This window comes from Ruegeria sp. C10 (genome assembly GCF_056537805.1).
Window position 1 is genome coordinate 14,131 of the sequence record NZ_JBQFSC010000006.1, and the last position, 12,899, is coordinate 27,029.

General features: G+C 58.1%; 10 protein-coding genes. 3 read left to right on the forward strand and 7 right to left on the reverse strand.

Translation table 11 applies throughout. The features are described 5' to 3' along the window. Nucleotides 1–28: 28 nt before the first annotated feature. Nucleotides 29–916, forward strand: a complete 888-nt coding sequence (locus tag ACR0DE_RS19585; RefSeq protein WP_170399146.1) for a DMT family transporter — start codon at nucleotides 29–31, stop codon at nucleotides 914–916. Here ACR0DE_RS19585 and ACR0DE_RS19590 read toward each other — a convergent pair. Then, entirely contained in the window at nucleotides 892–1,413 is a 522-nt protein-coding gene (locus ACR0DE_RS19590; protein WP_170399148.1) for a glutathione peroxidase, read from the reverse strand. The genes ACR0DE_RS19585 and ACR0DE_RS19590 overlap by 25 nt on opposite strands. Nucleotides 1,414–1,556: 143 nt before the next feature. Between ACR0DE_RS19590 and msrB the strand changes: the two genes are divergently transcribed. Continuing rightward, a complete protein-coding gene (gene msrB / locus ACR0DE_RS19595) occupies nucleotides 1,557–2,003 on the forward strand; it encodes a peptide-methionine (R)-S-oxide reductase MsrB (RefSeq protein ID WP_480754902.1) in 447 nt (148 codons plus the stop codon). Then, entirely contained in the window at nucleotides 2,003–2,515 is a 513-nt protein-coding gene (msrA, locus tag ACR0DE_RS19600; protein ID WP_170408742.1) for a peptide-methionine (S)-S-oxide reductase MsrA, read from the forward strand. Before msrB ends, msrA begins: the two co-directional genes overlap by 1 nt. 26 nt (nucleotides 2,516–2,541) lie before the next feature. Here msrA and ACR0DE_RS19605 read toward each other — a convergent pair whose 3' ends face one another. The 6 genes from ACR0DE_RS19605 to gltB form a co-directional block, all read right to left on the reverse strand. Then, entirely contained in the window at nucleotides 2,542–4,545 is a 2,004-nt protein-coding gene (locus ACR0DE_RS19605) for a hydantoinase/oxoprolinase family protein (RefSeq protein WP_480755008.1), read from the reverse strand. Between the two features lie 62 nt (nucleotides 4,546–4,607). After that, nucleotides 4,608–5,645 (reverse strand): tRNA epoxyqueuosine(34) reductase QueG, encoded by a 1,038-nt coding sequence (queG, locus tag ACR0DE_RS19610; RefSeq protein ID WP_170426247.1) that lies wholly within the window; start codon nucleotides 5,643–5,645, stop codon nucleotides 4,608–4,610. Nucleotides 5,646–5,721: 76 nt separating this feature from the next. Continuing rightward, the gene (fzlA, locus tag ACR0DE_RS19615) at nucleotides 5,722–6,387 is read right to left on the reverse strand and encodes an FtsZ-binding protein FzlA (RefSeq protein ID WP_170399162.1); all 666 of its coding nucleotides are present in this window, start codon (nucleotides 6,385–6,387) and stop codon (nucleotides 5,722–5,724) included. 60 nt (nucleotides 6,388–6,447) lie between these two features. After that, entirely contained in the window at nucleotides 6,448–7,188 is a 741-nt protein-coding gene (gene mtgA, locus ACR0DE_RS19620; RefSeq protein ID WP_480754905.1) for a monofunctional biosynthetic peptidoglycan transglycosylase, read from the reverse strand. A 38-nt stretch (nucleotides 7,189–7,226) separates the two neighbouring features. Next, nucleotides 7,227–8,177 carry a Hint domain-containing protein gene (locus tag ACR0DE_RS19625; RefSeq protein ID WP_480754909.1) on the reverse strand — a complete coding sequence of 317 codons (951 nt, stop codon included), beginning with the start codon at nucleotides 8,175–8,177 and terminating at the stop codon, nucleotides 7,227–7,229. Nucleotides 8,178–8,362: 185 nt separating this feature from the next. After that, the gene (gene gltB, locus ACR0DE_RS19630; protein ID WP_480754914.1) at nucleotides 8,363–12,895 is read right to left on the reverse strand and encodes a glutamate synthase large subunit; all 4,533 of its coding nucleotides are present in this window, start codon (nucleotides 12,893–12,895) and stop codon (nucleotides 8,363–8,365) included. Between the last annotated feature and the right edge of the window lie 4 nt (nucleotides 12,896–12,899).

Here is a 12,899-nt window from a genome sequence, read left to right on the forward strand (position 1 = left end):
GTCGCCCGAATTTCATCAGGAGGCCGTAATGGACCTGCGCGCCATCGCCATGGGGCTTGTTTTCGCCCTCATCTGGTCTTCGGCCTTCAGCTCGGCGCGGATCATCGTTGCCGATGCCTCGCCTTTGTTCTCGTTGGCGCTGCGATTTCTGATTTCGGGACTAATTGGCGTGGCGATCGCACGCGCCATGGGGCAAAGCTGGCGCCTGACTCGCAACCAATGGCGCGCCACTATTCTGTTCGGAATCTGCCAAAATGCCCTTTATTTGGGTCTAAACTTCTATGCGATGCAGACAGTCGAGGCTTCGGTCGCGGCGATCATCGCCTCGACTATGCCCCTGCTGGTAGCCCTAGCCGGCTGGCTGCTATTGGGTGAGCGGATACGCCCGCTGGGCATCGTCGGCTTGCTGGCAGGTTTTGTCGGTGTCGCGCTAATCATGGGTAGCCGGATTAACGCTGGTGTCGATCTGTTCGGGGTTCTGCTCTGCGGAATCGGGGCGCTGGCGCTGACCTTTGCCACCTTGGCTGTTCGGGGGGCGACTTCGGGCGGTAACTTCATGATGGTGGTTGGGCTGCAGATGCTTATCGGATCGGCGGTGCTGTTTCTCGCCGCCCCGGTGTTCGAGTCTATTCATATCCACGCCACACTGCCTTTTATGCTGGCTTTTACCTACACCACGCTATTCCCGGGCCTTCTGGCAACTTTCATCTGGTTCCTGCTACTGGATCGCATCGGCCCGATCCGTGCAGCAACGTTCCATTTCCTCAACCCGGTATTCGGCGTGACCATCGCCGCCATTTTACTGGGTGAGAAGTTGGGCCCATTGGATGCGGTGGGGGTTCTGATCACAACGCTGGGAATTCTTGCCGTACAGCTGTCGCGCGAACCCGGTCAGCGCAGTAACGCCTCGACCTGATCTATCAATTTAGGCGCATTTGGCTTGGTGCTTGACCCATAGGTGGCAACGACCTCACCCTCGGGGCCAATAAGCACTTTGTTAAAGTTCCATTTCGGGACAAAGCCAGTCTGCGCAGCAACAGCTCGGTAAAACGGATGGGCATCCGAACCTTTCACTGGAGTGATATCCGTCATCGGAAGCGTAAGGTCATAATTTAGTTCGCAAAAATTCTTGACCTCTTTCGACGACGCCAGCTCTTGTTTGAACGAATTCGACGGGACCGCCAGTACCACCAGCCCGCGTTCTTCATATGTTTCGTGCAGCTCCTGCAACGCTGCGTATTGTCCGGTAAAGCCGCAAAGCGACGCCGTGTTGACCACAAGCACGGGCTGTCCGCGCCAGTCTTCCAGTGATAATGTCCCGCCATCGATTGATGAAAATTCGCCCGTCAGTGGTGCCGCCTGAAGGGCTTTGCCCAACAAGATCAGAGCAGTCAACAGAGCCATACGGAACATCACTTCACCTCCTGTTATAAATCATACGCGCTGTGCATTCGTTTGGATCAACTGCACAGACCCGCGAGCGCGCTGTAATATGGTTTTGATTCCAGCGCATCTATGCCCAAATAGGACATCATCATTCAAACACCGGAGGATCCATGTCCCGTTATACCAAAGACCCCGAGGTCATTGCGGCCCTCTCACCTGAAGAATTTCACGTCACCCAGCGCAGCGGCACCGAACGCCCGGGCACTGGCAAGCTGTTGAACAACAAGGAACCGGGCATCTACGTGGATATCGTCTCGGGCGAGCCGTTGTTCGCCTCGACCCACAAATACGAATCCGGCTGCGGCTGGCCCAGTTTCACCAAGCCAATCATACATGAACATGTCGAAGAGTTTCGCGACACCGCTCATGGCATGATCCGGACCGAGGTCCGCTCGAAACACGGCGACAGCCACCTGGGCCACGTGTTTCCCGATGGCCCCCGCGAACATGGCGGGCTACGCTATTGCATCAATTCCGCCTCGCTGCGGTTCATTCATCGCGACGAGATGGAGGCCGAAGGGTATGGCGAATTTCTGATCCATGTGGAGGATATCTGATGACCGATGAACGCGCCGTTCTGGCCGGAGGCTGCTTTTGGGGCATGCAGGACCTGATCCGCAAACTGCCCGGCGTCTCGCGCACCCGCGTCGGGTACACCGGCGGCGATGTGCCAAACGCAACTTATCGCAACCACGGCACCCATGCTGAAGGGATCGAAATCTGGTTCGACCCGACCCAGATCACCTATCGCGATCTGCTAGAGTTCTTTTTCCAGATCCACGACCCGACCACCCTGAATCGTCAGGGCAATGACCGCGGAATGAGTTATCGCTCGGCGATCTACTATGTGGACGATGCCCAGAAACAGGTGGCCGAAGATACAATTGCCGATGTCAACGCCAGTGGCATTTGGCCCGGCAATGTGGTGACCGAAGTCGAACCCGTCGGCGATTTCTGGGAAGCCGAGCCCGAGCATCAAGATTACCTAGAGCGCATCCCCAACGGATACACCTGCCATTTCCCGCGCCCGGACTGGGTGCTGCCAAAACGCTCCAGTGCGGCAGAATGATATGCGCGGTATAGCCCCTTGCGGGGCTATCCGACCGCCACCCGAGGTCGTCCACTGGCCTCGACCGTGATCAACGCTTCGACGAATACCTCTTGCGCTTCAATCTTGGCGGTGCGGATATCGCGGTCGACTGTCACGCGTATATCCTCGGCACCTGCTTGGCGCACCGCGCCCTCAGCCTCGTTGCGCAGCACCTCTTCAAGCAGCTGCAGAGCGGAATTCGAGTCCGAGAAATCCTGCGGCCCCTCTTCCAGATGTACCCGATAGCGGCCTTCGGCCGGGGACGTAACTGAACCGGCCCGCCGAAGGGTCAGCCGCCCGACAACCGCACCGATGGCATTTGCAACACCGGCATGCTCTGGCAGGACCATCTTGCAATGCAACCGCTCTCCGACTGCCGGGTAATAGCTGGGGGCCGAAGCCCCAAGACCCACTACATCCACATTCAGCGCGGTATCCAATGCCAACAACCCACGGTGTTTCGCCAACCCGCGCTGCGTCAGAACATGCCGGGCCAGATCTCTTGCAGGCTGGTCAAACCCATGGCTTTCCTCGGCAAAAGCAGTCTCTAATAAGGTCAATGAGGTTTGTTCCGTCAACTGATCGACAATGAGCTGAGCCAGCGCTTCAGGCGATACTGCCAGCCTGTCCCCTGATCCAACCCGCTTACGCGCCATCAGTTCCAGCGCCTTGAGCGCTGCCGAGCAGTCCCAATCCGCAAGCCGCCCCAGAGCATGGCTGGCATCCGAAGGGGTGACACCCGAGACCTGTACGATCCCGCGATCCACCAAACGACCCAGTGCCCCATGCTCCATCCGGGTTTGCAACAGACTGCTGAGCGGCACAACACGATCCTCCAACCGGTCCAGTAACACTGATTCACGCGGCCCGACCCCATCGGCGGGGATACCCGGCACACGACGGGCAAACCTCGTGTCATGTTCACCTACAGTCGTCGCCCGCAATTGCTCATCCAATGCCGCATGTACCACATCCGGGGCCTCAGCTGCGATCAGCGACACCGGCAGCACCCGACGCGGCCCAAGGAAGACACCGCCGCCTAGGCCTTCGGTCACCACATGCACCTGACTGTCACCGCCCAAACCATGAGTCCGCATCGCAACCGCTTCAACCATGGTCCTGAAACCGCCAACCTGCGCGCCTGCGGGGTCGATGGCAGGTTTGCCATCTCTGATCAGCGCGACGTCGGTCGTGGTCCCGCCGATATCGGACACCAGCGCGTTCTCAACATCGGTCAGCCAGCGCGCGCCAACGATAGAGGCCGCAGGGCCACTTAGGATCGTTTCAATCGGACGCTCCCGCGCCTGCTCGGCGCTCATCAAAGCGCCATCCCCGCGCACAACCATCATTGGGGCGGTGATGCCCTGCGCGCGCAACTGATCCTGCGCGCGCCCGATCAAGCGGTCGATCATCCCGATCAATCGTGCATTCAGCACGGCGGTCACCGCACGCTTTGGCCCATTCAGCTTGGCCGACAGGTGATGAGAGCACGTGACCGGCGCTCCCGTACGCTCGGAAATCACGCGCGCCACTTCCAGTTCATGCGCCGGATTCCTGGTCGCGAACTGTGCCGCAACCGCATAGCCGGAAATGCCTGAATGTGAGTCTAAAAAGGCCTCTAGCCCTGCAACATCCAATTCGGCGACCTGACCCCCGGCATGGTTGTGCCCCCCGGCCAGAACCAAAGCCGGATCGCCCTTCAACGCCTCTCTTAGACCGTGTTTCTCAAGGTCGCTTTCCCGAAACCCGACATAGATCAACGCCACGCGCCCGCCCTGGCCTTCGACCAACGCATTGGTGGCCAGCGTTGTCGATAACGATGCCATCCCAATCTGATCCGGAGACACATCAGCCGTCTCTAGCACAGCAGAAACCGCGCGGCCCACACCAATCGCTAGATCCGCTCGTGTGGTCAGCGATTTGGCCGACGCGATCACCTCGCGCTCATCCCGGATCAGCACCGCATCCGTATAGGTTCCGCCCGTATCCACCCCCAAAGCCAACGCCATCGGGTCCTCCATCTGTTCGCCAGAACCGGGTGTAGCGTTTTCCTGCGGCGCGTCCAGCCTGTTTACGACAACCGGGATGCCGCCCAGCGCGCGGCATCAGCCACGGTCGGATCCGGATCATCGGTCAGCGTCTGTGCAACCTGCAGTAACGCCGGCACCGCTGAGTTCCCAATCGCATAAAGCACGTTCCGCACGAACCGATTCCGGCCGATCCGCTTTATCGGCGAGCCCGAGAACATCGCGCGGAATGCTGTATCATCCAGCTGCGCCAGTTCCGCCAACGGAGGCGCCTTTAGCTCCTCCCGCGCCGCATAGCGAAGGTCACTGGCCGCGACCGCAAACTTGTTCCACGGGCAGGCCGCAAGACAATCATCGCAGCCATAGATTCGGTTGCCCAACAGCGCGCGCAACTCTTCCTCCACCGGCCCCTTATGCTCGATGGTCAGATACGAAATACAGCGCCGCGCATCCAACTGATACGGTGCCGGAAACGCGTCGGTCGGACAGGCCGTCAAACACGCGCGGCATGAGCCACAATGGTCGACCTCAGCGCCATCCACAGGCAAATCCAAAGTTGTGAAAACAGACCCTAAAAAGGCCCAATTTCCCCAATCTTGACTGACAAGATTGGTATGCTTGCCCTGCCACCCCAGCCCAGCGGCCTGCCCCAGCGCCTTCTCTGGCACCGGAGCAGTATCGACAAACACCTTCACTTCACCCCCACCCTCGGCAATCAGCCAGCGCGCCAATCGTTTGAGGCGCTTCTTAACCAGATCGTGATAATCCTTGTTCTGCGCATAAACCGAAATGGCGCCCAAGTTGGAATGCGCCAGCACCGCAGTCGGGTCATGCTCGGGCGTATAGCTCTCCGCAAGCATGATCACCGACCGCGCGTCAGGCCACAGCACAGACGGATCACCGCGCCAATGAGCCCGCTCAGCCATCCAGCCCATCTGGCCATGATATCCGGCTTGTAGAAAGGCATCCAACCGTTCGGGAACAAGGGGCACATCCCAAGGACGACAAACCCGACAGGCGACAAACCCCTCAGACAAGGCTTGCTCCACCAACCGCTGTTTCAACTCCGATCCGCTCTTCATCTGGCCAAAAATACCTTCGGGGGTGAATTGGCCCAATGGCCAAGAGGGGGCGGACAGCCCCCTACCCCTCAATCTATCAGAAATCCAGATCCGCGTAATGTGGCGGTGGTCGGAATCCCGGAACCTGATCCGCCAGAATCGAGCGGAACGCCGGGCGGGATTTGATCTTGGCGTACCAGTCCTTCACCGCAGAGCTTCGGTTCCAATCTACGTCCGAAATGTAATCCAGCGCCGACAGATGCGCCGCCGCGGCGAAATCGGCCAATGTCATCTGATCTCCGGCCAGCCAGCGACGGTGATCCAGCAGCCAGGCCATATAATCCAGATGATACTTGATCGCGCGCGCGCCTTCCTTGACGTTCTTGCTGTCCGGATAGCCTTGCCCCGTTACTTTCTTGTTCACCCGCTCATACAGTAGCTTTGAGGTCACCTCGTGGTGAAACTTGTCATCAAACCAGCCTACCAAACGCCGCACCTCATAACGTGCTTCGGCTTTTTTAGGCATCAAGGGTGGCTCGGGTCGGGTCTCTTCGATATATTCGCAGATCGCGGCGCTCTCGGCCATGATCTGACCATCCAGTCGCAGCACAGGAACCTTACCCGCCGGGTTGCGGCGCAAAAAATCCGGGTCCTGTTCCCAGTATCGTTCTTCGACCAGCTCAACCTCGATCTTCTTTTCGGCCAGAGACAGGCGAACCTTGCGGCAATAGGGCGAGAGGGGGACGTGAAACAGACGCGCCATGAACTTCCATTCGAAACAGTAGAGTACCCTTCAAGCTTTAGCCGCTGAGGGGTCTGGGTTTCAATCCTCGAAACACGCGGCGCGTCCATCTGCGCGGATGGTGGCCGCTCCATCCAGAATTGACGCGGCACGCCTGCGGGTCCGCACCGATGGATCCGTCACCGACCGGTTGCGCGGGGATGGCAGAATCGCCGCCACACGCGCCGCTTGTGTCGGAGACATTTTTGCCGCACTCACCCCATAATACTTCTGCGCCGCGGCCTCGACGCCAAAGATCCCATGTCCGGTTTCCGCGACGTTCAGATACACTTCGAGAATGCGCTGCTTGCTCCAGACGATTTCAACAACCGGTGTCATCGAGGTTTCAAGCGCCTTGCGGACCCAGCTGCGCCCCTGCCAGAGAAATACATTCTTGACCACCTGCTGCGTGATGGTCGATGCACCCCGGCTGCCGCCATCTTCCAGCGCATCGCGGATCGCTTCGACATCAAAGCCCCAATGCAGGCAGAAGTTGGCATCCTCGGCTGCTACGACCGACCGCGCCATGATCGGGGCAATCTCTTCGATCGGCACCCACTCGCGATCAACCTTCCCAAGCCGACGCCACTCGGACCAGATCGTATGCGTGACCGGCGGGTTCACGACTGAATAGATCAGAACCAAAGACACAAAAGCCACGACCATCGCCAGAACAACACGAAGGGCCCAGCGCCGTATCCGAGCGATGGGGCCTGTTGTTTTGTTTGATCTGGACGCCTTCTTTTTCTTACCGCGCGGTTTGCGGACTGCTTTTTTTGCCATGCCTTGCTATACGCCGCGAAGGGCGTATTTGAAACGGATTATTTCGACAACATCTGTCCGTCGCGCGGTCGCACAACCGGGCGTGCAGTTCTGACTGAGGCTGCTCCTCGCGCCGCCAACTCCGGGAACAAGGCCAATACTTCTGCTTGCGTCCGACGCTCGGCCTGGGTCAGTGCATGTCCCGGGTAGTAGCTTTCACTTTTGGCGCCATTGGCGAACACGATCTCATGTCGCCGGAACAGAATGTGGATATAATCCACCTCGCCCCCTTCGACACGCGTGACTGTTGTTCCGTTCACAAGACAATGGGCAGCGATCAGAACTTCTTCATGGCCAAACAGGTAGGGTGCACGCCAATCATCGATCAGCATCCTGTGCTGCGGCGAAACAAACAGAGGGCGCGTGATCCCGAACATCCCTGTCTCGAACCGAATGGGGGCCAGTTTACCCTCGGCTGCCACCTTGGTCCGACCAATCCAGAGCACAGGTTTAGCGCCGCTATCCGCGGTCGTAACCAGATCTCCAAGTTTCAGGTCCTCGACCGGCCGGGGCCCATCGGGGGTATCAATCAATGTGCCGGGCGTAAAGCAAGGCGGACCGAGATCACCGTTGGCGATATCGACCGAACCAAACGAAGCCCCATCATCGCTAAAATCGGTGACTGAAGAAGAAACAAACGTGCCTTGCTGCAGAACCGAGCCGTCTGTTGGGGTAAAAACCTCGCGCCCGTCAGCAAGGTAGAAGGTAACGCCGGTATATGTAACCTGCGCACCACCCGGCAACTCGATCGTCACCATATCATTGAAGTAAGACGCAGTGATGTCAGATCCGTCAACCGAGTCTCCATTCAGCCGGTTGACCAGATCATCGTCATTCTGATCGATGATATCAAAGAACTCGACGTTCAGCGTGGATCCAACAACGGTTCCGTTCGCACCCGGATTGGCCGGGTCGAGCACAAAAAACTGGTCTGTATACGTCGTGGGCACACCGATATTCCACTTCACTCACATCATTGGGATAGCAGCATGCCTGCATTTCCCGAATAAACTATGACTAAAGCTAGGCGTTAAGCACGGCATTACACAAGAATTGGAAACAATATGGCCAGACAAAAGAATACCCGGCGTGTTGGGAACGACACGCCGGGCCAAAGATTTAGATCTCTCAAGACCTATTCTGCAGGAACCGCCGCCACTTCGGTGGTCAGAGGATGACTGAGCTTGTTCAACATCTCTTTTGGGCAAACCTGCAGGAAGTTGGTCTTTTCCACATCCCAATGCTGTAAGATATCAATGGCTTTGCGGCTGTTGGTCTCCGCGACATGGCGCTCGATCATTGCTTTCAGCTGATCTTCCCAATGGTCCACTGTCACCGGACAGGTGACAAGCGTCTCCATATTCATCAGCGCCTCAGCTTTGCCTTCGGGGTCGTACAGATAAGCCATACCACCCGTCATCCCCGCACCAAAGTTGGCACCGATATCGCCGAGAATAACCGCAACGCCGCCGGTCATGTATTCACATCCGTTCGAGCCGCAGCCTTCGATCACCACTCTGGCACCTGAATTTCGCACCGCGAACCGCTCACCTGCGCGGCCTGCCGCAAATAGGTGGCCATCGGTGGCACCGTATAGGACGGTGTTGCCAATGATGGTGTTATATTCCGCCTTGAGCGGGCTCACCTGCGGCGGACGTACGACGATCATGCCGCCCGAAAGCCCCTTGCCGACATAGTCGTTGGCATCACCCGAGACCTCCAGCTTGAGACCCGGAGCGGCAAAAGCCCCCAGTGACTGGCCCGCCGAACCCTGCAGCTTCACATGCAAGTGATCGTCCTGGAACGTGTTCCGCATGCCGAAATTCTGGACGATGTGGCTTGAGACACGTGTACCCACGGTCCGATGCGTGTTCTGCACCGCGTAAGATAGTTGCATCTTCTCACCGTCTTTCAGGAAGCGCGCCGCATCGCGCACAATCTCGGCATCCAGCGTATCCGGCACTGCATTACGATCCTTGTCGCGGTTGTAGACGATATCATGTGCGCCATCGACGGTGATCAACAGCGGGTTGAGGTCCAGATCATCCAGATGCGCCGATCCGCGGCTGACCTGTGCTAGCAGATCAGCACGACCGATGATTTCGTCAATCGAGCGTGCGCCGAGGCTAGCCAGCAGTTCTCGCACTTCCTGTGCGTAGAAGGTGATCAGGTTCACCACCTTGTCCGCGTTACCAGTAAACTTGGCACGCAACGATTCGTCCTGCGTACACACGCCCACCGGACAGGTGTTCGACTGGCACTGACGCACCATGATACAGCCCATTGCGATCAGGGCGGCGGTACCGATGCCGTATTCCTCAGCGCCCATCATCGCGGCCATGACGATGTCGCGACCAGTGCGCAGGCCACCATCGGTCCGTAGAGTAACGCGGTCGCGAAGGTTGTTCATCGCCAGAACCTGATGCGCCTCGGTCAGGCCCATCTCCCACGGCAGTCCAGCGTATTTGATACTGGTTGCGGGCGACGCGCCCGTTCCGCCATTGTGACCCGAAATCAGGATAATATCCGCTTTCGCCTTGGCCACACCGGCGGCAATCGTTCCAACGCCCGAAGACGCCACCAGCTTTACCGTCACCTTACAGCGCGGGTTGATCTGTTTCAGGTCGTAGATCAACTGCGCCAAATCCTCGATCGAGTAGATGTCGTGGTGCGGCGGCGGTGAGATCAAGGTCACGCCCTTGGTAGAATGCCGCAGACGCGCGATCAGGTCTGTGACTTTCATACCCGGCAGCTGACCGCCCTCACCCGGTTTCGCGCCTTGGGCGACCTTAATCTCAAGCTCTTCGCACTGGTTCAGGTATTCGGCGGTCACGCCGAACCGGCCCGAGGCCACCTGTTTGATCTTGGCCGACGGGTTGTCACCGTTGGGTTCAGGCACAAAATGCGCCGGGTCTTCACCACCTTCGCCGGAATCCGACTTCGCGCCAATCCGGTTCATCGCCACGTTCAGTGTCTTGTGCGCCTCGGGGCTGAGGGCGCCCAGCGACATGCCTGGAGTGACAAAGCGTTTGCGGATTGAAGTGATCGATTCGACCTCTTCGATCGGCACCGGCTTGCCCAGCGGCTTGAAATCCATCAGATCGCGCAAGTGAATCGGAGGATTGGACTGCATCTTGGCCGAATACTGTTTCCACAGCTCATATGAGGCGCGGTTACAGGCCATTTGCATCATGTGCATTGAGGTTGCTTCCCACGCGTGGGTCTCACCCGATTTACGCGCTTTGTAGAAACCTCCGATGGGCAGAACATCCAGACCGCTGTCCCACGCCTTAGCATGAATTTCTTCGACTTTGGTCTGAATGCCGGTGACACCGATGCCGGAGATACGACTGGTCATACCGGGGAAATACTCGGCCACCATCGCGCGACTGAGACCCACGGCTTCGAAATTCAGACCACCGCGATAGGACGAGATCACCGAAATACCCATCTTGGCCATGATCTTCAGCAGACCCTGGTCGATGGCTTCGCGATAGCGCGCAACGTTTTCGGTCAGGGTGCCGTCCAGCAGACCGCGGTCAATGCGATCAGCCAGTGAATCTTCGGCCAGATAGGCGTTCACAACAGTCGCGCCACAGCCGATCAGAACCGCAAAGTAGTGAGGATCAACACATTCAGCAGACCGCACGTTCAGCGAACAAAAGGTCCGCAAACCCTGACGGGTCAAATGCGAATGCACAGCACTGGTGGCCAGGATCATCGGCATCGCCACACGACCTTGCTCTGAATTCATGTCAGACAGAACCAAGTGACCCGCGCCCGAGCGCACGGCTTCTTCTGCTTCGGCTCTAACACGTGCCAAGGCTGCGCTCAGAGCGCCTCGGCCGGGTTCAAAGCTACAATCGATCTCCGCAAGGGGTGAACCCAGTTGATTGACCAGGGTGTCCCATTGTGCATTGCCGACAAAGGGGCTTTCCAGAACGATGATCTCGGTTTGGCTGCTGTCTTCGTCCAGCACGTTCTTAAGGTTGCCGAACCGCGTCTTCAGCGACATCACACGGTATTCACGCAAACTGTCGATCGGAGGGTTCGTCACCTGGCTGAAGTTCTGCCGGAAAAAGTGGCTAAGCGGGCGGTATTGCTTGGACAGAACAGCCGAGGGCGTATCATCGCCCATCGAAGCCAGCGCCTCTTTGCCGTCCTCTGCCATCGGGGCAAGAATCTGTTCTAGGTCTTCTACAGAATACCCGGCCGCGATCTGACGCTTGCGCAGTTCTTCTCCGGTGAATTTCGGGTGTTCCGTAACGCCCGCAAGTGACTCGTCCAGATCGTTTATCTTGCCGACCCAGTCGCCAAACGGCAGTGCTCGGGCCAGTTTGTCCTTGATCTGCTTGTCGCGGAACAGCTTGCCCTTTTTCATATCGACAGCCAGCATCTGGCCCGGTCCCAGCGCGCCTTTTTCGGTCACGGTGGCCTCATCAATCGGCACCATACCCGCCTCGGACCCCGCGATGACCAGACCATCGCCGGTTACCACATAGCGCATCGGGCGCAGACCGTTCCGATCCAAACCGGCACACACCCAGCGGCCATCCGTCATTGCCAGCGCAGCAGGGCCATCCCAAGGTTCCATCACTGAGTTGCAGTAGGAATACATGTCGCGCCAGCTTTGCGGCAGCTCGATAGCTTGCTTGGACCAGCTTTCCGGAACCAGCATGGTTTTCGCCATCGGCGCCGAGCGCCCCGCACGCACCAAGACCTCGAATACCGAGTCTAATGCGGCGGAATCCGACGATCCGCCCGCTATGATCGGTTTGATATCCTCGGCATAGACGCCAAAGCTGTCCGAGGTCATGCGGATCTCGTGGCTTTTCATCCAGTTGATGTTGCCTTTCAGCGTGTTGATCTCACCGTTGTGGGCCAACATACGGAAGGGCTGAGCCAGCCACCATTGCGGGAACGTGTTGGTCGAATAGCGCTGGTGGTAAATGGCAAAAGCAGACTCGAACCGCTCATCCATCAGGTCGGGGTAGAAAACAGCGACCTGCTCGGCCAGCATCATGCCTTTGTAGATGATCGACCGGCAAGACAGCGATGCCAGATACAGCCCCGAGATTCCTGCGGCCAGCGCCGCTTTTTCAATACGGCGACGAATGACATAGAGCTCACGCTCGAATGTCTCTTCATCCACGCCTTTGGAGTTCGAGATCAGGATTTGCTCGATCTCGGGCCGGGTCGCGTTGGCCTTTTCGCCCAGACAGGTCACATCAACCGGCACATGTCGCCAGCCATAAATATAGTAACCCATGCGCAGAACTTCGGTTTCCACTATGGTCCGGCACTGTTCCTGCGCGCCAAAATCCGTGCGGGGCAGGAAAACCTGACCGACAGCAACCAGTTCATCCAAGTTTGGTTCATGACCCGTGCGACGAATCTGATCATAGAAGAATGGGACCGGGATCTGCACATGGATACCTGCGCCATCCCCGGTTTTACCGTCCGCATCCACCGCGCCGCGATGCCAGATTGCCTTTAGCGCATCGATCCCGGCATCCACCACCTTGCGTGACGGCTTACCATCGACGGACACAACAAGGCCCACACCGCACGAGGAATGTTCTTCTTCCTCTGAATAGAGACCGTTTTCTGCCATCCATTTGCGCTTGGCTTCTTCGGCCCGCACCCAATCGGCATCATATTTGGTCATTGGC